Source organism: Rhodosalinus sp. K401 (assembly GCF_041365735.1).
Lineage (GTDB): Bacteria > Pseudomonadota > Alphaproteobacteria > Rhodobacterales > Rhodobacteraceae > Rhodosalinus.
Map to the genome: position 1 here is coordinate 108,011 of NZ_JBGFSI010000006.1, position 21,011 is coordinate 129,021.

Here is a 21,011-nt window from a genome sequence, read left to right on the forward strand (position 1 = left end):
AGCCTTGTCATGGGCGCCGCGCTGTCGCCGCTCTCGACAGGTGCCACAAAACGGAAGCCGCGGCGCGGTACGGTGCGGAGCATGGCCTGCCGGCGGCCGTCGTCGCCGAGAGCGCGGCGCACCGCGTTGACACGGGACGAGATGGTCGCCTCCGAGACGATACACCCGCCCCAGACCGCGTCGATCATCTCGTCCCGCGTGACGAGTTCGCCCGCGCGCGACACGAAGAGAGCGAGAAGTTCGAACACCTGCGGCTCGAGCGGCACCGGAGCGCCGTCGCGCCGAAGCTCGAAGCGCGGCGTGTCGAGCTCGAAGGCGCCGAACCGATAGGTCGTGGCGCGATTAGAGCGCCTTCGCGGCCTGCGCCTCACGGTCAAAGGGGGAGACGGCCGCAAATCTCACGAAATTCTGAAGGCGGCCTTCAAGCGCGCCACCGGCCGATCGGCAGGATGAAACGCGCAACGAAGGAGGCCGACATGGACATCGAAACGACAAGGATCCGGAGGCGGCCCGACGGGTCGATCGACACGGAATACTACATCGCCCTCGGGCACCTTGCCCGGGCCGAGCAGGCGCGCGCTCCTCGGGCGCGCGAAGAACGAGGTGCGGGCGCCGTCCTACCCGTTCTCCCGCAGGATGGCGCCGGCGAGGTAGAGCGAGCCGCAGATGAGCACCCGTGCATCGGGCGTCTCTGCGGCGAGGGCGGCGAGGGCGGCGGCGGGGCTCTCGGCGGTGCGGGCGGGCAGGCCCGCGGCCTCGGCCGCGGCGGCGGTGGTCTCGGCGGGCAGGGTGTTCGCCTCGCCTGGGATCGACACCGCCGTCAGGCTGTCGGCCACGCCCGCTAGCGGCGCGAGATAGCCCGCCACGTCCTTGGTATTGAGCATCCCGCAGACGAGGTGGGTGGGCCGCGACGGCAGGCTTGCGAGGTGGCGCGCCAGCGCGGCGCCGGCGGAGGCGTTGTGCCCGCCGTCGAGCCAGAGTTCGACGCCGGGCGCGCTCTCGGCCAGAGGTCCGCGGCGCAGGCGCTGCATCCGCGCCGGCCATTCCGCGCCCGTCACGGCGGCCTCGCAGGCGTCCTCTCCGAAGCCGAGGTGGCGCAGCGCGGCGAGCGCCGCGCCCGCGTTGTCGATCTGGTGGGCGCCCGGCAGGACGGGCAGGGGCAGGTCCAGAAGCCCGCGCTCGTCCTGGTAGATCAGGCGCCCCCGCTCTTCCCGGGCATGCCAGTGCTGGCCATGGGCGAGAAGCGGAACGCCGCGCCGCGCGGCCTGCCGCTCGATCACCTCCATCGCGTCCTCGGGTTGCGGGCCGACGACGCAGGGCGTGCCGCGCTTCAGGATACCCGCCTTCTCGAAGGCGATCTTCGCCACCGTGTCGCCGAGGAACTGCTCGTGGTCGCGCGAGATGGGCGTCACGATCGTGAGCCGCGGCGCGTCGACCACGTTCGTCGCGTCGAGCCGCCCGCCGAGGCCGGTCTCCAGAAGCGTCCAGTCGGCGGGCGTGCGCGCGAAGGCCAGAAGCGCCGCGCAGGTGGTGATCTCGAAATAGGTGATCGGCGCGCCGCCGTTCGCCGCCTCGCATTCGTCGAGCGCCGCCGTCAGCGCCTCTTCGGAAATCAGCGCGCCGGAAAGCCGGATGCGTTCGTGAAACCGGGCGAGGTGCGGCGAGGTGTAGGCGTGCACCCGCTGCCCCCCGGCCTCGAGACCCGCGCGCAGGAAGGCGAGGGTGGAGCCCTTGCCGTTCGTCCCGGCAAGGTGGATGACGGGCGCGAGCGCGCGCTCGGGGTGGCCCAGCGCGGCGAGCAGCCGCCAGACCCGGTCGAGCGTGAGGTCGATCACCTTGGGGTGCAGCGACATCATCCGTTCGAGGATGACGTCGGAGGCAAGTCCGCTCATCGCGCGGCGGGCTCCTTTGCGGCGACGGCGGTGTCGTCGCCCGGCGTCTCGGGCGCCGGCAGGTCGCCCTTCACCGCGGGGGGCAGGTTCAGCAGCATCCGCGTGATCGAGATGAGCTCGTCCCGGAGCTGGCCGCGCGGCGTCACGCGGTCCAGCATCCCGTGATCCAGAAGATACTCGGCGCGCTGGAAGCCCTCTGGCAGCTTCTCGCGGATCGTCTGCTCGATCACGCGGGGCCCGGCAAAACAGATCAGCGCGCCCGGCTCGGCGATCTGCACGTCGCCCAGCATGGCGTAGCTCGCCGTCACGCCGCCGGTGGTGGGGTGGGTGAGCACGACGATGTAGGGCAGCCCCGCCTCCTTCACCATCTCCACGGCGACGGTGGTGCGCGGCATCTGCATGAGCGAAAGGATCCCCTCCTGCATCCGGGCGCCGCCGGCGGCGGAGAACAGGATCAGGGGCCGCCGCGTTTCGACGGCGCGGCGCGCGGCGGCGATGATGGCGTTTCCGACATACATCCCCATCGACCCGCCCATGAAGGAAAAGTCCTGCGCGGCGGCGACGATGGGGGTGCGCCCGATCTCGCCCTCGGCGACCAGCATCGCCTCCTTCTCGCCGGTGGCCTTCTGCGCGGCCTTCATGCGGTCCGGATATCTTTTCTGGTCGCGGAACTGCAGCGGGTCGGCAACCGGCTGGGGCACGCCGACCTCCTTGAAGACGCCGGCGTCGAAAAGCGCGGCGAAGCGCTCGCGCGGGCTGATCGGCATGTGGTGGCCGCAATTCGTGCAGACGTTGAGGTTGTCGCTGAGTTCACGGTGGAACAGCATCGTCCCGCATTCGTCGCACTTCGTCCAAAGGTTCTCGGGCATCTCGCGGCGCGAGAAGATCGAGTTGATGCGGGGCCGGACGTAGTTGGTGATCCAGTTCATGGCGGTGCCTTGCTGGGCGGGGACTGGGGCGAAATAAGCCCGCGAGCGCCGGATTGCAATCAGCGGCGGATCGCGACGCGCGCAGCCAGCCAGGAACATCCCATGATGGCCAGATCCACTGGCAGGGCGCTGCGGATGGCGTCGGTGTCGGTCGTGCTGAAGGGGTAGACGTAGAGCGCGAGCCCCGAGAGGTTGCCCTCCATCGCTGTGAGGGCCACGGCGAAGAGATTGTTGAAGAAGTGCATGGCGATGGCCGGCCCGAGATTGCCCGCCCGCGCGGTCAGGTCGGCGAGCGCGATGGCGAAGGCGCCGGTCCAGAGCGCCACCAGCCACGCATTGCCCGTGAACTGGCCCGGCGCGTAGTGGCCGAAGGCGAACAGCGCCGAGGGCACGCCGATCCAGATGAGCGGGCTGCGGTAGCGCGCGGCGAGCTGCTGCTGGAGGTAGCCGCGGAACAGCACTTCCTCAGCGCCGGTCTGCACCACGAGCGCGCTCAGCGTGAACGGCAAAAGCGCGAGCCAGAGCCCCGGCGCCATGTTCGGCTCGGGCGCGGCCGCCCCCGGCGCGCCCCACGGCGGAAGCAGCATCACGAGCAGGAAAAGAAGCCCGAGCGCGCCGAGAACGCGAAAGAAGTCGCGCGCCGCCTGCCGCAACGAGGGGCCGAGAAGGCTCGCGAAGCTGCGGCCGTGCAGATGATGCGCCGCCGCCGCGGCACCGAGCGCCATGAAAACGAAGCTGTAGAGGATCACCAGCGCCGAGGCCGGGGTCGTCCCGGTTCCGTCCTCGAAGGTGAGCGCGTCGTATAGCCTGTCGGGCGAGACCGCGTAGAGCACCGCGCGCATCGCCCAGTTGAGCCCGAAGAGCACCAGCGCCACCAGGAGCACCCCGAGCAGCAGGCGCCACGGCTCCGGCGTGGATCTCGCGGGGGCAACGAACGCGTCGTGGCGGGCGTAGGGCTGGCCGGTCATGCAGCGATAGCTAGTGCGCCGCGCGCATTCCCGCAATCGGCCTTGTGCGCTGGCGGGCGTTTCCGTATCCCCTTGATCCAATCGACCCGAGGGAGGCCCGACGCATGCTCAAGCGCAAGTTCGACAAGTCCCGGCTGCCGAGCCGCCACGTGACCGAAGGCCCGGCGCGCGCGCCGCATCGGTCCTACTACTACGCCATGGGCATGTCCGAGGAGGAGATCCACCAGCCGCTGGTGGGCGTGGCAACCTGCTGGAACGAGGCGGCGCCCTGCAACATCGCGCTCTCCCGCCAGGCGCAGGCGGTGAAGATGGGCGTGAGTCAGGGCGAGGGCACCCCGCGCGAGTTCACCACAATCACCGTCACCGACGGCATCGCCATGGGCCATGAGGGGATGCGCTCCTCGCTCGCCTCGCGGGAGGCCATCGCCGACACGGTCGAACTTACAATGCGCGGGCACTGCTACGACGCGCTCGTGGGGCTTGCGGGCTGCGACAAGTCGCTTCCCGGCATGATGATGGCGATGGTGCGCCTCAACGTGCCCTCGGTCTTCATCTATGGCGGCTCGATCCTGCCGGGGCGGCTCGACGGCAAGGACGTGACCGTGCAGGACGTGTTCGAGGCGGTGGGCCGTCACCAGGCGGGCGACTACTCCGACGAGCAGCTCGCGGTGCTGGAGCGCGTGGCCTGCCCCTCGGCGGGGGCCTGCGGCGGGCAGTTCACCGCCAACACCATGGCCTGCGTTTCCGAGGCGATGGGCCTCGCGCTGCCCAACTCCTCCGGCGCGCCCGCGCCCTATGAAAGCCGCGACCAGTACGGCGAGGCCTCGGGCCGCGCCGTCATGGACCTGCTGGGAAAGAACATCCGCGCCCGCGACATCGTCACGCTCAAGTCGCTTCAGAACGCCGCGCGGGTGGTGGCGTGCACGGGCGGGTCGACCAATGCCGGGCTGCACCTGCCGGCCATCGCCCACGAGGCCGGGATCGATTTCTTCCTAGACGACGTGTGCGAGATCTTCCGCGACACGCCCTATTTCGTGGACCTGAAGCCCGGCGGCCAGTTCGTCGCCAAGGATCTCTACGAGGCGGGCGGCGTGCCCGTGGTGATGAAGGAGCTGCGCAAGGCGGGGCTTCTGCACGAGGACTGCCTGACCGTCACGGGCCGCTCCATCGGCGAGGAGCTTGACCTCGTCGAGCGCGAGGCGGACGGCCGCGTGGTCCATCCCGTCGCGACGCCGATCACCGCAACCGGGGGCGTGGTCGGGCTGAAGGGCAACCTCGCGCCGCAGGGCGCGATCGTGAAGGTGGCCGGCATGGCCGCGGAAGAACAGCGCTTCACCGGCCCGGCGCGCGTCTTCGAATGCGAGGAGGACGCCTTCGCCGCCGTCAAGGCGCGCGAATACGAGGAGGGCGAGGTGATCGTCATCCGCAACGAGGGACCTGCCGGCGGGCCGGGGATGCGCGAGATGCTCGCCACCACCGCCGCGCTGTCCGGGCAGGGCATGGGCAAGAAGGTCGCGCTCATCACCGACGGGCGCTTCTCGGGCGCCACACGTGGCTTCTGCGTCGGCCATGTGGGTCCCGAAGCCGCCCATGGCGGGCCGATCGCGCTGATCCGGAACGGCGACATGATCACCATCGACGCGATCGGGGGTGAGTTGAGCGTGGATGTCTCCGACGAGGAACTGAAGGCGCGGCGTGACGCGTGGCAGGGCCCGCGCGAGACGATTTACGCCTCCGGCGCGCTGTGGAAATACGCACAGATCGTGGGCGAGACCTACAAGGGCGCGGTCACGCATCCGGGCGGCAAAGCCGAAAAGCATGTCTACATGGACCTCTAGAGCCGGCGCTGTCGCCGCGCTCGGGGCTGTCGCGTTGGTGTCGGCCGGGGGTTGCACGGCCCCCGGCGGCGCCGGTTCCGCGCCGCGAGAGGTCACGGTCGCCCGCGGGGCGCTCGTCGTCGTCGCGCCGCCCGGCTATTGCATCGACGAGAGCGCGACGCGCGACAGCGAGGAGGCAAGTTTCGTGCTGATCGCGAGTTGCGCGAGCCTTGCCTCCGGTCGTGTTCGGGGGCCGGCGGTCGCGCCCGCGCTGGTGACGGTTACCGTCTCGGCGCGGGACCCCGCGCTGGCCGAGCCCGACGCCCGCGCCCTCGCCGCGGCGTCAGGGGCCACGCGTGTGCTGGCGATGCGCCAGGCCGGGGCGCTGGCGCTCGTTCATCTGGGCGAGGGCGGTGACGCGGCGCTGCCCGGCGGCGATCCCCGGCATTGGCGCGGGGCCACCGTCGAGGCCGGCCGCGTCGTCGGCTTCGCCGCCTACGCGCCGCTCGGCAGCTCCGTGGCGGGGGAAGAGGGCGGCACGCTTCTTGCGGGCGTGGCCGCGCGGCTTCGCGCCGGCCCTGCTCCGGCCACCGCCACGGCCCCGGCCACCGTCCCGCCCGGTGGCGGGCCATTCGCGGCGATCCGGGATTTGTTCACCTGACGCGTATTTTGCGCTATCAGGAGCGGTGGAATTCCTCCCGGGGGAACGGCATGACGAGCGATGGCGGCATTCTGGACGGGCTGGCGCGGCGGCGGTCGCTGCGCGCCTGGACGCGTGCCGCACGCGGCGCCGAAGACGCCTCGCTTCCCGATCTTCGCCGGCAGATCGACGCGGCGCGCGGTCTGCGCGCGCAACTCGACCGGCTGATCCACACCGGCGAGGCGCGGCTCGCCGGTTCGGCCGCCGGTGACGCGGTGCCGCAGTCACGGCCCGGGACCGACTGGTGGTGGCGTCCGGAGCTCTGGGACGGGCCGCTGGACACGCCGGGCATGGCGTCGGTGCCGGCGGGCAGCGCGCTTGGCGCGCAGGCGCGGCTTTTCCACGACTGCCCGCGCGCCGAGATCGCGTTGCGCCAGGTCCGCAACCGCTGCGCGGCGGGCCTTGCGCCCTACGCCCTGCAGGCCGATGTTTTCGGCTTCGACGGCAGCTATCTGTCCCTCGCGCTGGAGGTGCCGGACGCCGCGGCGCAGGGGCTGCAGAAGCGGCACGTCATCGCCGTGGAGGCCGCCATCGAAACCGAGCGTCCGCTCGAGGTGTTCGTCCGGCTGAACATCCGGCACGGTCCCAACACCGAGCAGCTTGTCCGGGAGGTGACGCCGGGGGCGGACCCCGCCGTCGCCGAGTTCGATCTTGCCTACACCCGCCTCAACGATCGCCGGACGGAGCGGCTATGGCTCGACCTGATCTTCGAGCGGCCGGCCATGACGCAGATCGTCCTGCGCGACGTCACGATGTCGCGCAGGGTCCGCGCGCAGATCTGAGGGGCAGCCCATGTCCACGCTGACCGTGACGAAGACCCGGCTTTCCGGCGGCCTGTGGGAGGGCCTCGTGTCCGGCGCGTCGGCCCCGCCCGAGATCGAGGTGCTGCACGACGCCCGCCCCGTCGAAGGCGTGCGGCTGGAACAGTCCGCCGAGGACGGCGCGCTCTGGCGGCTCAGCGTGCCGGTGCCGGCCGCCGCGATCGCCGACGGGGTGCAGACCTTCGTCATCCGGGACGGGGCAAGCGGTGAGACGCTGGAAAGCTTCTGCATTCTCGCGGGCGAAGCGCTCGACCACGACATTCGCGCCGAGATCGCGCTGCTGCGCGAGGAGCTGGATCTGCTGAAGCGGGCCTTCCGCCGTCACTGCCGCGACGGCGCATGAAAAAACCCCCCGCGCCGGGGCGCGGGGGGCGATGGGATCCGGTTCAGGCGAGCGGTGTCACTCGCCCTTCTTCGCCCGGGCCTTGACGGGCGCCCAGAGACGCTTGTTGGTGAGGTAAAGCAGCACGGTCAGGATGGTCAGGAACAGCACCCCGGTGAAGCCGGCCTGCTTGCGTTCCATCATCTTGGGCTCGGCCGTCCACATCAGGAAGGCGGCCACGTCCTTGGCCATCTGCTCTTCCGTCGCGGGCGTGCCGTCCGCGTATTCCACCGCACCTTCGTAAAGCGGCGGGGCCATGTTGATCCAGCCGCCGTCGATCACCGTGTTCTCGTAGAGCACGGCGCCGGCCTCCACCTTGTCCTCTCCAGTGTAGCCGAGGAGCAGCGACGCGGTGTATTCCGCACCACCCATGCCCTTGAAGAGCTGCGCGATGCCGGTGCCGTAGGGGCCGCTGAAGCCCGCCCGGGCCTTGGCCATCAGCGAAAGGTCGGGCGCGCCCTGCGTTTCGTTCGCCGGGAAGTGGTCCGTCGGCCGCAGCGGGCGCAGGTCGCCGGTTTCGTCATCCACGAGTTCGGGATTCGAGGCCGCGTCGATGACCATGAACTGCTCGGCGTAGGCGCGAACCTGATCGGCCGGCATGCCCGGGCCGGTCTCGCTGGTGAGCGTGCGGATCGGCACATGTTCCAGCCCGTGGCACGCGGAGCAGACCTGAGTATAGACCTGCAGGCCGCGCTGGAGCTGCGCCTGGTCGTAGGTTCCGAACGGCCCCTCGAAGGAGAAGGCGAAATCCTGCACATCCCCGGCGCCACCGGCGGCGAAAGCGCCGGTGGCTGCGAGCGACAGGGCCGCGGAGGCTGCGAGTTTCTTCAGCATGTCGTTTGCGTCCTTTCTCACTCGGCCGGCTGGGCGGCGGGCTTGGCCGTGCCTTCGTCGGACGAGAGATGGGCCTTGAAATCCTCTTCGATGGTCGCCGGCTGCGGTTGCGGCTTCTCCAGCACGCCCAGGAGCGGCAGGATCACGAGGAAGAAGGCGAACCAGTAGGTGGCGCCGATCAGGGCGATGACCGGGTAGATGCCTTCCGCCGGCATTGCGCCCGCCCACATCAGCACGAAGAAGTCGACGCAGAAGAGCGCGAACCACCACTTGAACATCGGCCGGTAGCGGCCCGACCGCACGTTCGACGTGTCGAGCCAAGGCACCAGCGCGACCACGATGATCGAGCCGAACATCGCCAGCACGCCGAAGAACTTGGCGTCGATGATGCCGCCGGTGATGAAACTCGTGAACTGGACGATCCAGACCGAGTCGTCGAAGGCGCGCAGGATCGCGTAGAAGGGCAGGAAGTACCACTCCGGAACGATGTGCGCCGGGGTCACCAGCGGGTCGGCCTCGATGTAGTTGTCGGGGTGGCCGAGATAGTTCGGCATGAAGCCGACGATGGCGAAGAAGATGATGAAGATCACGCCGAGCGCGAACAGGTCCTTCATCACGAAGTAGGGCCAGAAGGGAACGGTGTCCTTCTCGGCTTCCGCCTTCGAGGTGCGCCGCACCTCCACGCCGGTGGGGTTGTTGTTACCCGTGGTGTGGAAGGCCCAGATGTGGACGATCACGAGGCCGGCGATGATGAACGGCATAAGGTAGTGCAGCGAGAAGAACCGCTGCAGCGTCGCGTTGCCGACGGCCGGGCCGCCCTGCAGCCAGACCAGCAGCGAATCGCCGATGAACGGGATCGCGCCGAAGAGGCCGGTGATCACGGTGGCGCCCCAGAACGACATCTGGCCCCACGGCAGCACGTAGCCCATGAAGGCCGTCGCCATCATCAGCAGGTAGATCAGGATACCGATGATCCAGGTGATCTCGCGCGGCGCCTTGTAGGACCCGTAGTAGAGCCCGCGGGCGATGTGCGCGTAGACGGCGACGAAGAACAGCGAGGCGCCGTTCATGTGCAGATACCGCAGGAAGTGCCCGCCGTTCACGTTGCGCATGATGTGCTCGACGCTGGCGAAGGCCATGTCGGCATGCGGCGTGTAGTGCATCACGAGCACGATGCCGGTGATGATCTGCAACGCCAGCGTGAAGGTCAGGACGATGCCCCAGATCCACATCCAGTTCAGGTTGATGGGCGTGGGGATCTTGATCGTGTCGTAGAGCAGGGCCGCGATGGGCAGACGGCGGTGAAGCCACTTTTCGCCATCGCTCCGCGGCTCGTAGTGGTCGTGCGGGATACCAGACATTGGTGCGTCTCCTTACCCGAGCTTGATCGTGGTCTCGTCGGCGAATTCGGCGACGGGGATGTGAAGGTTTTCGGGCGCGGGCCCCTTCCGGATGCGGCCGGCGCCGTCGTAGTGCGAGCCGTGGCAGGGGCAGAACCAGCCGTTGAAGTCGCCGGCGCCGTCACCGATGGGAACGCAGCCGAGATGGGTGCAGACGCCGATCTGCACCAGCCACTCGCCACCTTCGTCCAGCGTGCGGTTTTCGTCCGTCGCGGCCGTGTCGCCCTGAATGTTGGGGTTGCGGGCCTCCCGGTCGATCAGCGTGCTGACCTCCACCTGGCGTTCCGCCTCGATCTCCTCGGGGGTGCGGCGGCGGATGAACACCGGCTTGCCCAGGTATTTCACGGTCAGCTGCGTTCCGGGCTCGACGCCCGACACGTCGACGCGGATCGTCGAGAGTGCCTGGACGTCGGCCGAGGGGTTCATCTGGTCGACGAGGGGCCAGATCGCGGCGCCTGCGGCCACGGCCCCGGCGCCCGCCGTTGCGTAATAGAGGAAATCCCTCCGGCTGCTGTCGTGGTCTTCGGCGTGGGACACGTCGTCATCTCCTTGCTTGGGCCGGCCATGGCCCCTGGAATGGTCATGCCACCAGGGAGCTTGCGCAAGCCCCCGCGGTCGAGTGGCTATTTAGCGGGGTGGCGTCCCCCCGTCCAGCGCAACCCGGCCCGCCATCGGCCGGGAGCGCCGATTGGTCGCGGTTCAGCCCGCCCGCCAGGACGGTTGAGCCCGCCCGCGAGGAGGCGTAAAGAACGGGCACCCCGCGGTCCCACGCGGTAGATAGCGAGGTACAAGCGAATGCAACGGTGGACGATCGCCCTCGGCGCGGCCCTTTCGGGGCTCTTGTCGATGCCCGCTGCCGCGGAGACGGAACTCGGCCTCTACATCGGCTGGCAGACATTGCCGCACAGCCGTGTCGAGGGCAGCGACCCGGACGCGGGCGCGTTTTCCCGCACAATCGGCTGGGACGGAAAGTCGTTCGACATGCCGCCCTACTATGGCGGGCGCGTCACGTTCTGGCGGAGCGAGAGTTTCGGCTGGGGCTTCGAGGCGACCCATACCAAGGCCTACATGCCCGACTCGGACCGCGCAGCCCTCGGCTTCGACCGTTTCGAGCTGACCGACGGGCACAACATCGTCACCGTGAACGCGCAGCGCCGCTGGAAGGACATGTGGGGCGGTGTCACGCCCTATGTCGGTGCGGGTGTCGGGGTCGCGATCCCGCATGTCGACGTGCAGGCCAGCGCCGGCGGGCCGCGCACCTACGGCTACCAGCTCACGGGGCCGGCCGTGCGCCTTTTCGCGGGCGCGAGCTACGACCTCACCGAAAGCTGGGCGGCCTTCGGCGAATACCAGTTCACCGCGTCGTGGAACGACGTCGATCTCGACAGCGGCGGCTCTTTCGAAACCGACCTCTACACCAACGCGATCAATGTCGGCGTGAGCTACAAGTTCTGAGGCGGCGCGTCAGGCCGGGCGCGTGGCCCGCATCGCCGCGCGCTCGCCGAACACCGCGTACCAGTCGTCGAGCGCGCCGCGCCCGGCCCGCCAGGGCCTGTCGGGGTGACGGAAGTCGAGGTAGCCCAGCGCGCAGCCCAGCGCGATCTGCCCCATGTCGAGGCGGCCTGCCAGATGGCTCATCCAGCGCGCCTCCAGCGTGTCGAGCGCGCGCGCTATCTTGCCCCACTGGCCCTCGATCCAGTCCTCGGAGCGGTGCGGCTCGGGCCGGAAACGGTGCTCGTAGACGATCAGCACCGCGGCATCCATGATCCCGTCGGCCGTCGCCTCGAGCGTGAGCGTCTCCCAGAGCCGCGCGTCGGGATAGAGCCCTGCGCCCGCACGCGCATCGAGCCAGCGGCAGATGACCCGGCTGTCGTAAAGCGCGGGGCCGTCTTCCCGGATCAGCGCAGGAATCTTGCCCAGGGGATTGTGGGAGGTGATCGCCGGGTCGGGCGCGAGGGCGGAGGCCGCGACGTTCACCTCCTCGACATCGTCGGCGAGGCCCGCCTCGATCAGGCAGACCCGGGCCTTGCGGGCGAAGGGGGAGGGCGGGGCGGTGAGAAGCTGCATTGCGATGCTCCCGTGGCGTCGCGCGAAGCCTAGGCGCGCGGCGGGGCACTGTCCATCTCCGCCCGCGCCGCGCCTCAGGCGGCGAGAAGCCGGGCGCCGTCGTCGCCCTCGATCGTCGCGGAGACGATCGCGCCCTCGGGCCGATCCTCGGCGAAGCTCACCTCGGTGAACTGCTCGGTGCGGCCTAGGCGCGGATGCTCCATCAGCACCCGGTGCGTGCGCCCGTGCTGCGCCGCGAGATGCGCCGCGACGCGCGCCGCGCCTGCTGCCCGCAGGCGCCGCGCGCGGTCCTTGATCGCGCGCCCGTCCACCTGCGGCATCCGCGCGGCCGGCGTGCCGGGCCGCGGCGAGTAGGGAAAGACGTGCAGCCAGGTGATGCCGCACTCCTCCACCAGCCGCACCGCGTTCTCGAAATGCGCCTCGGTCTCGGTGGGAAAGCCGGCAATGATGTCCGCACCGAAGGTCATGTCGGGGCGCAGCCGCCGCGCCTCTTCGCAGAAGCGGATCGCGTCGTCGCGCAGGTGCCGGCGCTTCATCCGCTTCAGGATCAGGTCGTCGCCGTGCTGAAGCGAGAGGTGAAGATGTGGCATCAGCCGAGGCTCGGTCGCGATCGCCTGCATGAGGCTCTCGTCCGCCTCGATCGAATCGATCGAGGAAAGCCGGAGCCGCGGCAGATCCGGCACGAGCTTCAGGATGCGCAGCACCAGATCGCCGAGGCGCGGCGCCGCGGGCAGGTCCGCGCCCCAGCTCGTGAGGTCGACGCCGGTCAGCACCACCTCGTTGTACCCCGCCTCCACCAGCCGCGCGATCTGGTCCACGACGACACCCGCCGGCACCGACCGGGAATTCCCGCGTCCGAAAGGGATGATGCAGAAGGTGCAGCGATGGTCGCAGCCGTTCTGGATCTGGACATAGGCGCGCGAGCGGGTGCCGAACCCGTCGATCAGGTGCCCCGCCGTCTCGCGCACGGACATGATGTCGTCCACCTGCACGCGCTCGGTCTGGCCCACGAAGTCTGCGGCGAGACCCGCCCAGGTCTCGGCGCGCATCTTCTCGGCGTTGCCGATCACCGCGTCCACCTCGCCCATCGCGGCGAAGGTCCCGGGCTCGGTCTGCGCGGCGCAGCCGGTGACGATCAGCCGCGCCTCGGGGTTCTCGCGGCGCAGGCGCCGAATCTCCTGCCGCGCCTTGCGCACCGCCTCCGCCGTCACCGCGCAGGTGTTGACGACCACCGCGTCGCCGAGGCCGGCGGCGGCGGAGAGCTCCTTCATCGCCTCCGTCTCGTAGGCGTTGAGCCGGCAGCCGAGCGTGGTGAAACGGGGCGCGCTCATCCCGCCTCCTCCAGGAAGTCGGGCGTGAGCGTGCCCGAGAACACGTGCATCGTGGGCCCCGTCATCCACACGCCGTCCTCGCGCCAGTCGATCCCGATCTCGCCGCCGTCGAGAACCACCGCCACCTGCCGCCCCGCGAGTCCGCGCCGCGCGGCCGCCACGGCCACGGCGCAGGACGAGGAGCCGGAGGCCAGCGTGATGCCGGTGCCGCGTTCCCAGACCCGCATCCGCAGCCGGTCCGGGGCGATCACGCTGGCCACCTGCACGTTCGCGCGCTCGGGAAAGAGCGGGTGCGTCTCGTAGCGGGGGCCGAACTGCGCGAGCGGCACGGCCTCCGCGTCCTCCACGAAGAAGGTGCAGTGCGGGTTGCCCATGCTGGTGGCCGTGGGCGCGCCCTCGATCGGCAGTTCCAGCGTGTCCATGGCCTCGGCGAGCGGGATGTCGTGCCAGTCGGTGCCGGGGGCGCCCATGTTGACGGAAGTGAGGCCGCCGCCCGCGTCCACGGCCTCCAGAACCCCGTGCGCCGTGGCGAGGCGAAGCCGGTCGCGCCCCGTCTCCTCCATCAGATGCCGCGCGATGCAGCGTGTGGCGTTGCCGCAGGCCGCCGAGGGCGAGCCGTCGGCATTGAGGAACTCGAGCCGCGCGTCGGCGTTCTCGCCCGGATGGATGACGGCGAGCTGGTCGAAGCCCACGCCGCGGTGCCGGTCGGCGAGCGCGCGCGCAAGCGCCGGCGACGGCGCGCCCCCGCCCTGCCGCGCATCGAGCACCACGAAATCGTTGCCGAGCCCGTGCATCTTCATGAACGGCTGGCCGGGAGTTGCGCCTTGACCCATGCGCGCGGATATAATCGGAGCGCCGGGGCGAATCCAGAGCACCGCGGCACGGGCGGCTATTTTCGGGGTTGACCCCTCCGAACGCGATTCATACACACACGCCTCGTGGGCCGTTAGCTCAGTTGGTAGAGCAACTGACTTTTAATCAGTGGGTCGCAGGTTCGAATCCTGCACGGCTCACCACTTCCGATCAAACCGACAATTCTGTTTCGCGGTCGCGGCGCGCCCGGGGGCCGGGCGCGCGTCTTCAGGCGCGCAGAAGATCGTTGATCGCGGTCTTGGCGCGGGTCTTCTCGTCCACGCGCTTGACGATCACCGCGCAGTAGAGGTTCAGGTCGTTCTTCGTGGGCATCGAGCCCGAGACGACGACGGAATAGGGCGGCACTTCGCCCATGAAGACCTCGCCGGTCTCGCGGTCCACGATCTTGGTGGACTTGCCGATATAGACCCCCATGCCGAGCACCGAGCCCTCGCGCACGATGCAGCCTTCCACCACCTCGGAGCGGGCGCCGATGAAGCAGTTGTCCTCGATGATGGTGGGGTCGGCCTGGAGCGGTTCCAGCACGCCGCCGATGCCCACCCCGCCCGACAGGTGCACGTTCCTGCCGATCTGCGCGCAGGACCCGACGGTGGCCCAGGTATCGACCATCGTGCCGCTGTCCACATAGGCGCCGACATTCACGAAGGACGGCATCAGCACCACGCCGGGCGCGACATAGGCCGACCGGCGCACGACGCAGTTCGGCACCGCGCGGAAACCGGCCGCGCGCCAGTCGGTCTCGCCCCAGCCCTTGAACTTGCTGTCCACCTTGTCCCACCAGTGCGCGCCCTGCGGCCCCCCGTCCTGCGCCTGCATGTCATGCAGCCGAAAGCCCAGAAGCACCGCCTTCTTGGCCCACTGGTTGACGTGCCAGTCGCCGTCCTCTCCGCGCTGGGCCACGCGAAGCGCGCCCGTGTCGAGCGCCTGGAGCGTCTCCTCCACGGCCTCGAGGACCTCGCCGCCGGTGGCGGGCGTGATGGTGTCGCGCGCCTCCCAGGCGGCGTCGATTGCGGCTTCGAGCCGGGCGTGGGACATGCCGTGCCTCTCCTTCCGGAAATTCCTCTTCGGGGTGGGTATAGGCCGAGCGGGACGGCGGCACAATCGGGCCTCGCGCAGCCGCGGCGGCTGCGCTAGTCAGAGCGCCATGACGCAGGACAGACGCGCCCCGACGAAGGACGATCGCCGCAGCCCGTTCCCGGACGCCGGAACGGACCGGTCCACCGCCGAGCACAAGCCCGGCACGGTGCAGACCCGCGCGCCGGCCTACCGCCTCGCCTTCGTGGACGAGGAGTTCATGCTGCGCGACGAGCTGCGCCCGGTCAGGCTGCAGCTCGAGCTTCTGAAACCCCAGCTCCTAATGGACGCCCACGGCGTGCAGAGCACGATCGTGCTCTTCGGCGGGGCGCGCATCCCGGAGCCTGCGAAGGCGGAAGGGGCGAAGACGCCCCGGCTGGCCGAACTCTCGCGCTTCTACGAGGTGGCGCGCGAGTTCGCGCGCATGATGACCGAGCGCAGCCTCGGCACCGGAGAGAACGTGATCGTCACGGGCGGCGGGCCGGGGGTGATGGAGGCGGGCAACCGCGGCGCGCACGAGGCCGGCGGCGAGAGCATCGGCCTCAGCATCGTGCTGCCCCACGAGCAGATCCCGAACCCCTACGTGACCCCGGATCTCTGCTTCAACTTTCACTACTTCGCGATCCGCAAGATGCACTTCCTGATGCGCGCCAACGCGATCTGCATCTTCCCCGGCGGTTTCGGCACCATGGACGAGATGTTCGAGGCGCTCACGCTGATCCAGACCGGCCGCATGACGCGGGTTCCGTTCCTGCTTTTCGGGCGGGAGTTCTGGGAGAGCATCATCGACTGGCACGCGCTGGCCGAGGCGGGCACGATCTCGGACGACGACCTGTCGCTCTTCCGTTACGCGGAAACGGCCGAAGAGGCCGTCGAGATCATCGAGAACTGGGGCCCGATGGGCAAGCGCGGCAGCATCCCGGGCCGCTGAGCGCCCGGGGCGCCCCTTGTATCCCGGCCGCGAAGCGGTATCACATCGGGGGCGGAACGCGGACGCGCGAGGAGCCGGCCCATGAGTTTCGATCCCTACGAGGCGCTGGGCGTCGAGAAGACCGCAAGCGAGGCCGAGATCAAGAAGGCCTACCGGAAGATCGCGAGGGAGTCGCATCCCGATCTCAAGCCCGACGACCCGGCCGCCGAGGCGCGCTTCAAGACCGCCAACGCGGCCTACGAGCTTCTCAAGGATCCCGAGATGCGCGCGCGCTACGATCGTGGCGAGATCGACGAGACCGGGCAGGAGCGCGCGCAGCCGTTCTACCGCGATTTCGCCGAGCAGCCGGGCAACCCCTATCGCGGCGGCGCCCGGTCCGGGGCCTACGCCTTCGGGGAAGAGGACGACATGTCCGACATCTTCGCGGAGTTCCTGCGCGCGCGGGGGCAGGGCGGCGGGCCCTTCGCGAGTGGCTTCGGCCGCGGCGCGCGCGAGGTCCACGCCCGCGGGGCGGATCGCCACTACACGCTGAAGGTGCCCTTCCTCGACGCCACGCGCGGCACGCGCACGCAGATCACGCTGCCCGAGGGCGGGCGGCTCGAGGTGACGATCCCGGAGGGCGCGGCGGACGGGCAGACGCTGCGGCTGCGCGGCAAGGGCGGCGCGGGCCTTGGCGAGGGGCCGCCGGGCGACGCCTACGTGACGCTGGAGGTCGAGCCCCACCCGATCTTCCGCCGCGAGGGGGACGACATACATGTCACCCTGCCGATCGCCATCGACGAGGCGGTGCTGGGCGGCAAGGTGCGCACGCCCACCATCGACGGGCCGGTGAACCTGTCCATCCCCAAGGGCGCCAGCAGCGGACGGGTGTTGCGGCTGCGCGGCCGGGGCGCGAAGCGGCGGGGCGGAAAGGATCGCGGCGATCAGCTGGTCGAGCTGTCGATCGTGGCGCCGCCCGAGATCGATGCAGAGCTCGAAGCCTTCATGCAGCGCTGGCGCGAGGAGCACGCCCACGATCCACGCGAGGGGATGCCGACATGAAATGCCTCTACACACGCACGGAGACCGTGTCCGCTGTCGCGCGGCTGACCGAGACGCAGCTCGTCGCCTTCATCGAGGCCGATCTCGTCCGCCCGCTCCACTCCGAAGACGGGCCGAAGTTCCGGCAGATGGACATCGCGCGGCTGGAGCTTCTTTGCGATCTCGCGGAGAGCCACGCGCTCGACGAGGATGCGCTGGGCCTGGTGATGTCGCTCGTCGATCAGCTGCACGGGGTGCGCGCGGAACTGCGCGCCCTGCTCGACGCGCTGGAGGCCGCCGATCCGGATTTCTGCGCGCGGGTCACCCGGCGCGTGCGGGAGGCGCGCGCCGCGGCGGCCGGGTAGACGGCCCGGTCAGTCGATCCGGTCCACCGCCGGCATCTGGCGCGCCGCCTGCTGCCGCGCCCCCGCGGCCTCGACGAGCGCGCGGAAAAGCCGGCGCTGGCGGCGCGCGTAGATCAGGTGCTCCGGATGCCACTGCACACCGAGGGCGAAGGGCTCCTCCACCCGTTCGATCGCCTGCACCATGCCGCCGAGGTCGTGCGCGGCGACCCGCAGCCCGTCCCCCAGCCGGTCCACCGCCTGGGTGTGAAGCGCGTTCACGCGCATGGGCTCGTGGCCGGCGAGCGCGGCAAGCCGCGTGCCGGGGTGAACGTGCACCTGCTTGCGCGGCAGCACCGTCCAGCGGCGGTCGCTGCGGGTGTAGACCGCGTAGGCGTCCTGGTGGAGCGAGCCGCCCAGCGCGACGTTGAGCATCTGGCTGCCGCGGCAGATCCCCAGCACGGGCTTGTCGCGGACGAGCGCCGCCTTGACGAGCTCGCGTTCCAGCGCGTCGCGGTCGGGGTCGAGGCGGGCCGAGGTGACGATCCGGCCGCCGTAGAGATCGGGCGAGATGTCGTCGCCGCCGCCGATCACCAGCCCGTCCACCGAGTCTAGGTCGGCCGGGCGCCCCGCCTCCCAGCGCACGGCCCTTCCGCCCGCCCACCAGATGTTCAGCGCCATCCACGGGAAGATCCGCCATCCCGAGCGGCGCGAGACGGTCACGGCGATGCGCGGGGGGCTCACGGCGTCTCTATCCCCCTGGCGGCGAGGATCGCGCCCGCCTCCTCGCCCCAGGCACCGCGGAACAGGGTCACGGCGCCATGCGCAGCCTCCCACCGTGTCGCGAGCGTCCCGAGAAGATCGCCGTCCGCGGCGACCCGTTCGACCGTGCGCCATTGCCGCCATGGCAGGTCGAGCGACCAGTCGGACTCGTCGATCCGGCAGTCGGGCAGCCGGAAATGGAAGGCCGGGCGCGCCGAGGTGGCGCCGGTGATCGCCGCCGCGACGCGATCGGGGTCGAGATGGGCGAAGACCGGCAGCATGTCGAGACCGCGGTTTCGCGTCGGCGTCTCCTCGAGGTAGATGTCGATCACCGGCGCCAGCCCGGCCTCGGGGCCCAGCGCGACGAGACGCCGGACGAAGCTCGTGGGATAGGGGTCGGTGAAGGGCAGCACGCGGCGCGCCTCGTTGATCGGGGCGGCGAGGCGAAGCCAATCCTCCACGAGCGCGTAGGCCAGGAGCGGGCGCACCACGTCCTGCGCCGCGTCCGAGACGATTTCCACGTTGAGATGCACGCCGAAGCCGAAGACCACGCCGGCGCGGCTGCCCGTCGCGCCGGCCTCCCGCAGCGCCTTGCGTGCGTCGTCGAGCGCGAGAAGCCCGTCGCGGTCGAGCGGCTCCGTCACGATCTCCACCGGAACGACCTCGCGGGCAAGCTCGCGCCCGGCATCGAGAAGCCGCGGCCAGTTGGCGAGCTTTTCCCGGAGCGCGGTGTCGAGGTAGACATCGATGCCGCCGATGCGGCTGTCCTCAACCCGCCGGTCGTGACCGCCCACGGACACCACGCGCCCGCCGAGATGCTTCGCGATCACATCCGCCGCCGCGATCTCGCTCAGCTCGCCGAATTCCACCTCGACGCCGGTGCGCCGGGCGTGCCCATCGCTGTTCTCGGGGCTGGGAAGGGGGGCGAAGCGAGTCATGGCGCCGACATACCCCGCCTCATGCGGTGATGCGAGAGCTGCGGCGCCTTTCAGAGGCCGGCCTCTGCCTCGATCTCGGCGCGGCGCTTCTTCGCGCGCTCGGTCGCGGACTTGAGCTGGCCGCAGGCGGCCATGATGTCCTCGCCCCGCGGCGTGCGGATCGGCGCGGCGTAGCCCGCCTTGTACACGATGTCGGCGAAGGCCTCGATCCGCTCCCAGTCGGAACGCTCGTAGGGCGCGCTTGGCCATTCGTTGAACGGGATCAGGTTGATCTTGGCTGGGATGCCCGCGATCAGTCTGACAAGCCGCCGCGCGTCCGCATCGCTGTCGTTCACGTCCTTCAGCATCACGTATTCGAAGGTGATACGCTCGGAGTTCGACAGCCGCGGATAGGCGCGCAGCGCGTCGAGCAGCGTGGCGATGTTCCACTTCCTGTTGATCGGTACCAGGCGGTCGCGCACCTCGTCGGTGGTGGCGTGGAAGCTCACCGCCAGCAGGCAGCCGATCTCCTCGGCGCAGCGGATGATCTCGGGCACGACGCCCGAAGTGGACAGCGTGATGCGACGGCGCGAGAGCGAGATCCCCTCGCCGTCCATGGCGATCTGCATGGCGTCGCGCACGTTCTCGAAATTGTAGAGCGGCTCGCCCATGCCCATGAGCACGATGTTGGAGATGAGGCGCGGCCGCTCGCCCATGCCTTCGCCGGGCCTGGGCCACTCGTCCAGGTCGTCGCGCGCGGCCATGACCTGACCCACGATCTCGCCGGCGGTCAGGTTGCGCACCAGCTTCTGCGTGCCGGTGTGGCAAAAGGAACAGGTGAGCGTGCAGCCCACCTGGCTCGATATGCAGAGCGTGCCGCGCCCTTCCTCGGGGATATAGACCGTCTCCACCTCGTGGCCGCCGGCGATCCGCACGAGATACTTGCGCGTGCCGTCGGCGCTGACCTGTTTCGAGACCACTTCGGGGATCTCGATGGTGAAATGGCGGGCCAGCTCGGCGCGGTAGGCCTTGGAGAGATTCGTCATCTCCGCGAAGTCGCGCGCGCCGCGATGGTAGATCCACTGCCAGAGCTGCGCCACGCGCATCTTCGCCTGTTTCTCGGGCGTGCCGTGGGCCACGAGCGTCTCGCGCAGCGCCTCGCGGGTGAGGCCCACGAGATTGATCCGTCCCTCCGGCAGTTTCCGGGGGATGGTGACGAGATCCTGCGTGATCGGCGCGCTGGCTGACATCTGGCTATCCTAACTGAAAGACGTCCCACCCATATAGGATTCGCGCGCCCGCGCCAAAGGGGTCGCGGGGCGGTGGACGCGTCCGGCGCAGGGCGCGCGCCCGATCAGTCGCCCGAGCAGCGCCGCTGGGCCTCTTCCAGCGCGGCGGTATAGCCCAGGAGGGAGAAGGTGTCCTTCGTGGTGGTGCCCCGGCTCGAGCGCGCGGTGAGCACGGCATCCACACCCGCCTTCATCGCCTCGATGATCCGGCGGTCATCCTCCGCGGTGGCGGGCCAGCCCCACTCCCCGTCGGTGTAAAGCTCGAATTCGGTGCCGCCGATGTTCACGTTCACCGTGGACCCTTCGGCGAAGGGGTAGCCGCCGGTGAAGGTCACCTGCCCCTCGATCCCCGCGCCGGGGCGGAAGAAGGTGAAGAGCAGGATGTCGCCGCGGCGCACGGCGACGACGCGGCCGTCGCGGGTGTTCACCGTCTCCTTCGGCTGGGACACCGCCCAGCATTCGGTGGGATCATCCTCGACGAAGACGCTCCAGTCCGTCTCCGCCGCGACCCGGTTGGTGCTCTGCTCGTCCTGGGCCATCGCGCCGGCGGGCGCCAAAAGGGCCAGCGCGCCGACGACGCCCAGCGCGATCCGTGACATCATGCCTCCAGCCTCCATGCCGTCCTTGCCTCGATACCGCCTGTCGCGCTAGCCGTTGGCCGGC

22 protein-coding genes, 1 tRNA gene and 1 pseudogene are annotated in these 21,011 nt (G+C 70.0%); 9 read left to right on the top strand and 15 right to left on the bottom strand.

Annotated elements, in window-relative coordinates:
- Positions 1-59 precede the first annotated feature (59 nt).
- The 4 genes and pseudogenes from AB6A66_RS08980 to AB6A66_RS08995 form a co-directional block, all read right to left on the bottom strand.
- Positions 60-371: pseudogene (locus AB6A66_RS08980) on the bottom strand (transcriptional regulator); the annotation flags it as partial.
- Between the two features lie 246 nt (positions 372-617).
- On the bottom strand, positions 618-1,892 hold the full coding sequence (locus AB6A66_RS08985; protein WP_371055609.1) for a folylpolyglutamate synthase/dihydrofolate synthase family protein: 1,275 nt from the start codon (positions 1,890-1,892) through the stop codon (positions 618-620).
- Positions 1,889-2,821 carry an acetyl-CoA carboxylase, carboxyltransferase subunit beta gene (gene accD, locus AB6A66_RS08990; RefSeq protein WP_371055610.1) on the bottom strand — a complete coding sequence of 311 codons (933 nt, stop codon included), beginning with the start codon at positions 2,819-2,821 and terminating at the stop codon, positions 1,889-1,891. The genes AB6A66_RS08985 and accD overlap by 4 nt, the downstream gene beginning before the upstream one ends.
- Positions 2,822-2,880: 59 nt before the next feature.
- Entirely contained in the window at positions 2,881-3,789 is a 909-nt protein-coding gene (locus AB6A66_RS08995) for a lysostaphin resistance A-like protein (protein ID WP_371038682.1), read from the bottom strand.
- A gap of 104 nt (positions 3,790-3,893) precedes the next feature.
- On the opposite strand from AB6A66_RS08995, the gene ilvD reads away from it, so the two are divergent.
- The 4 genes from ilvD to AB6A66_RS09015 are packed head-to-tail and all read left to right on the top strand — an operon-like array spanning position 3,894 to position 7,470.
- Positions 3,894-5,627, top strand: a complete 1,734-nt coding sequence (gene ilvD / locus AB6A66_RS09000) for a dihydroxy-acid dehydratase (RefSeq protein ID WP_371055611.1) — start codon at positions 3,894-3,896, stop codon at positions 5,625-5,627.
- On the top strand, positions 5,608-6,267 hold the full coding sequence (locus tag AB6A66_RS09005; RefSeq protein WP_371055612.1) for a dihydroxy-acid dehydratase: 660 nt from the start codon (positions 5,608-5,610) through the stop codon (positions 6,265-6,267). Before ilvD ends, AB6A66_RS09005 begins: the two co-directional genes overlap by 20 nt.
- 50 nt (positions 6,268-6,317) lie before the next feature.
- Positions 6,318-7,088 (top strand): DUF6478 family protein, encoded by a 771-nt coding sequence (locus tag AB6A66_RS09010; protein ID WP_371055613.1) that lies wholly within the window; start codon positions 6,318-6,320, stop codon positions 7,086-7,088.
- 10 nt (positions 7,089-7,098) lie between these two features.
- Entirely contained in the window at positions 7,099-7,470 is a 372-nt protein-coding gene (locus AB6A66_RS09015; RefSeq protein WP_371038678.1) for a hypothetical protein, read from the top strand.
- A gap of 57 nt (positions 7,471-7,527) precedes the next feature.
- On the opposite strand, the gene AB6A66_RS09020 is transcribed toward AB6A66_RS09015, so the two are convergent.
- From AB6A66_RS09020 to petA, 3 genes are read right to left on the bottom strand one after another with little or no spacing between them, the layout of a single operon-like run.
- Positions 7,528-8,343, bottom strand: a complete 816-nt coding sequence (locus AB6A66_RS09020) for a cytochrome c1 (RefSeq protein ID WP_371038677.1) — start codon at positions 8,341-8,343, stop codon at positions 7,528-7,530.
- A 17-nt stretch (positions 8,344-8,360) separates the two neighbouring features.
- On the bottom strand, positions 8,361-9,704 hold the full coding sequence (locus AB6A66_RS09025; protein ID WP_371038676.1) for a cytochrome bc complex cytochrome b subunit: 1,344 nt from the start codon (positions 9,702-9,704) through the stop codon (positions 8,361-8,363).
- A 12-nt stretch (positions 9,705-9,716) separates the two neighbouring features.
- Positions 9,717-10,280 carry a ubiquinol-cytochrome c reductase iron-sulfur subunit gene (gene petA / locus AB6A66_RS09030; protein WP_371038675.1) on the bottom strand — a complete coding sequence of 188 codons (564 nt, stop codon included), beginning with the start codon at positions 10,278-10,280 and terminating at the stop codon, positions 9,717-9,719.
- Between the two features lie 258 nt (positions 10,281-10,538).
- Between petA and AB6A66_RS09035 the strand changes: the two genes are divergently transcribed.
- Positions 10,539-11,198 (top strand): outer membrane protein, encoded by a 660-nt coding sequence (locus AB6A66_RS09035; protein WP_371055614.1) that lies wholly within the window; start codon positions 10,539-10,541, stop codon positions 11,196-11,198.
- 9 nt (positions 11,199-11,207) lie between these two features.
- On the opposite strand, the gene AB6A66_RS09040 is transcribed toward AB6A66_RS09035, so the two are convergent.
- The 3 genes from AB6A66_RS09040 to dapF form a co-directional block, all read right to left on the bottom strand.
- On the bottom strand, positions 11,208-11,810 hold the full coding sequence (locus tag AB6A66_RS09040) for a glutathione S-transferase (RefSeq protein WP_371055615.1): 603 nt from the start codon (positions 11,808-11,810) through the stop codon (positions 11,208-11,210).
- A 74-nt stretch (positions 11,811-11,884) separates the two neighbouring features.
- A complete protein-coding gene (gene mtaB, locus AB6A66_RS09045; protein WP_371055616.1) occupies positions 11,885-13,141 on the bottom strand; it encodes a tRNA (N(6)-L-threonylcarbamoyladenosine(37)-C(2))-methylthiotransferase MtaB in 1,257 nt (418 codons plus the stop codon).
- Positions 13,138-13,941, bottom strand: coding sequence for a diaminopimelate epimerase (gene dapF, locus AB6A66_RS09050; RefSeq protein ID WP_371055617.1), 804 nt, complete (start codon positions 13,939-13,941; stop codon positions 13,138-13,140). Before dapF ends, mtaB begins: the two co-directional genes overlap by 4 nt.
- A gap of 140 nt (positions 13,942-14,081) precedes the next feature.
- Here dapF and AB6A66_RS09055 point away from each other — a divergent pair.
- A tRNA-Lys gene (locus AB6A66_RS09055) sits at positions 14,082-14,157 on the top strand.
- Positions 14,158-14,221: 64 nt separating this feature from the next.
- Here AB6A66_RS09055 and dapD read toward each other — a convergent pair.
- Positions 14,222-15,049, bottom strand: a complete 828-nt coding sequence (dapD, locus tag AB6A66_RS09060) for a 2,3,4,5-tetrahydropyridine-2,6-dicarboxylate N-succinyltransferase (RefSeq protein WP_371055618.1) — start codon at positions 15,047-15,049, stop codon at positions 14,222-14,224.
- 109 nt (positions 15,050-15,158) lie between these two features.
- Between dapD and AB6A66_RS09065 the strand changes: the two genes are divergently transcribed.
- The 3 genes from AB6A66_RS09065 (at position 15,159) to AB6A66_RS09075 (ending at position 17,404) form a co-directional block, all read left to right on the top strand.
- Positions 15,159-16,019, top strand: a complete 861-nt coding sequence (locus AB6A66_RS09065) for a TIGR00730 family Rossman fold protein (protein WP_371055619.1) — start codon at positions 15,159-15,161, stop codon at positions 16,017-16,019.
- An 81-nt stretch (positions 16,020-16,100) separates the two neighbouring features.
- The gene (locus tag AB6A66_RS09070) at positions 16,101-17,060 is read left to right on the top strand and encodes a DnaJ C-terminal domain-containing protein (protein ID WP_371055620.1); all 960 of its coding nucleotides are present in this window, start codon (positions 16,101-16,103) and stop codon (positions 17,058-17,060) included.
- On the top strand, positions 17,057-17,404 hold the full coding sequence (locus tag AB6A66_RS09075) for a hypothetical protein (RefSeq protein ID WP_371055621.1): 348 nt from the start codon (positions 17,057-17,059) through the stop codon (positions 17,402-17,404). The genes AB6A66_RS09070 and AB6A66_RS09075 overlap by 4 nt, the downstream gene beginning before the upstream one ends.
- Positions 17,405-17,413: 9 nt before the next feature.
- Here the strand turns inward: AB6A66_RS09075 and AB6A66_RS09080 are convergent, their stop codons facing one another.
- From AB6A66_RS09080 to AB6A66_RS09095, 4 genes are all read right to left on the bottom strand, one after another.
- Positions 17,414-18,124, bottom strand: a complete 711-nt coding sequence (locus AB6A66_RS09080) for a gamma-glutamyl-gamma-aminobutyrate hydrolase family protein (RefSeq protein ID WP_371039287.1) — start codon at positions 18,122-18,124, stop codon at positions 17,414-17,416.
- Positions 18,121-19,080 carry an amidoligase family protein gene (locus AB6A66_RS09085; RefSeq protein WP_371055622.1) on the bottom strand — a complete coding sequence of 320 codons (960 nt, stop codon included), beginning with the start codon at positions 19,078-19,080 and terminating at the stop codon, positions 18,121-18,123. Before AB6A66_RS09085 ends, AB6A66_RS09080 begins: the two co-directional genes overlap by 4 nt.
- A gap of 50 nt (positions 19,081-19,130) precedes the next feature.
- A complete protein-coding gene (gene rlmN, locus AB6A66_RS09090; RefSeq protein ID WP_371055623.1) occupies positions 19,131-20,309 on the bottom strand; it encodes a 23S rRNA (adenine(2503)-C(2))-methyltransferase RlmN in 1,179 nt (392 codons plus the stop codon).
- A gap of 104 nt (positions 20,310-20,413) precedes the next feature.
- Positions 20,414-20,950, bottom strand: a complete 537-nt coding sequence (locus tag AB6A66_RS09095; protein ID WP_371039284.1) for an invasion associated locus B family protein — start codon at positions 20,948-20,950, stop codon at positions 20,414-20,416.
- Positions 20,951-21,011 lie beyond the last annotated feature (61 nt).

Coding starts and splice junctions, on each gene's coding strand:
- AB6A66_RS08995 (WP_371038682.1), bottom strand. CDS start 3,789: ATGACCGGCCAGCCCTACGCCCGCCACGACGCGTTCGTTGCCCCCGCG.
- AB6A66_RS09085 (WP_371055622.1), bottom strand. CDS start 19,080: ATGACTCGCTTCGCCCCCCTTCCCAGCCCCGAGAACAGCGATGGGCAC.
- AB6A66_RS09065 (WP_371055619.1), top strand. CDS start 15,159: ATGACGCAGGACAGACGCGCCCCGACGAAGGACGATCGCCGCAGCCCG.
- AB6A66_RS09035 (WP_371055614.1), top strand. CDS start 10,539: ATGCAACGGTGGACGATCGCCCTCGGCGCGGCCCTTTCGGGGCTCTTG.
- AB6A66_RS09005 (WP_371055612.1), top strand. CDS start 5,608: ATGTCTACATGGACCTCTAGAGCCGGCGCTGTCGCCGCGCTCGGGGCT.
- accD (WP_371055610.1), bottom strand. CDS start 2,821: ATGAACTGGATCACCAACTACGTCCGGCCCCGCATCAACTCGATCTTC.
- AB6A66_RS09070 (WP_371055620.1), top strand. CDS start 16,101: ATGAGTTTCGATCCCTACGAGGCGCTGGGCGTCGAGAAGACCGCAAGC.
- AB6A66_RS08985 (WP_371055609.1), bottom strand. CDS start 1,892: ATGAGCGGACTTGCCTCCGACGTCATCCTCGAACGGATGATGTCGCTG.
- mtaB (WP_371055616.1), bottom strand. CDS start 13,141: ATGAGCGCGCCCCGTTTCACCACGCTCGGCTGCCGGCTCAACGCCTAC.
- AB6A66_RS09020 (WP_371038677.1), bottom strand. CDS start 8,343: ATGCTGAAGAAACTCGCAGCCTCCGCGGCCCTGTCGCTCGCAGCCACC.
- dapF (WP_371055617.1), bottom strand. CDS start 13,941: ATGAAGATGCACGGGCTCGGCAACGATTTCGTGGTGCTCGATGCGCGG.
- AB6A66_RS09040 (WP_371055615.1), bottom strand. CDS start 11,810: ATGCAGCTTCTCACCGCCCCGCCCTCCCCCTTCGCCCGCAAGGCCCGG.
- AB6A66_RS09015 (WP_371038678.1), top strand. CDS start 7,099: ATGTCCACGCTGACCGTGACGAAGACCCGGCTTTCCGGCGGCCTGTGG.
- ilvD (WP_371055611.1), top strand. CDS start 3,894: ATGCTCAAGCGCAAGTTCGACAAGTCCCGGCTGCCGAGCCGCCACGTG.
- AB6A66_RS09095 (WP_371039284.1), bottom strand. CDS start 20,950: ATGATGTCACGGATCGCGCTGGGCGTCGTCGGCGCGCTGGCCCTTTTG.
- dapD (WP_371055618.1), bottom strand. CDS start 15,049: ATGTCCCACGCCCGGCTCGAAGCCGCAATCGACGCCGCCTGGGAGGCG.
- AB6A66_RS09025 (WP_371038676.1), bottom strand. CDS start 9,704: ATGTCTGGTATCCCGCACGACCACTACGAGCCGCGGAGCGATGGCGAA.
- rlmN (WP_371055623.1), bottom strand. CDS start 20,309: ATGTCAGCCAGCGCGCCGATCACGCAGGATCTCGTCACCATCCCCCGG.
- AB6A66_RS09010 (WP_371055613.1), top strand. CDS start 6,318: ATGACGAGCGATGGCGGCATTCTGGACGGGCTGGCGCGGCGGCGGTCG.
- AB6A66_RS09075 (WP_371055621.1), top strand. CDS start 17,057: ATGAAATGCCTCTACACACGCACGGAGACCGTGTCCGCTGTCGCGCGG.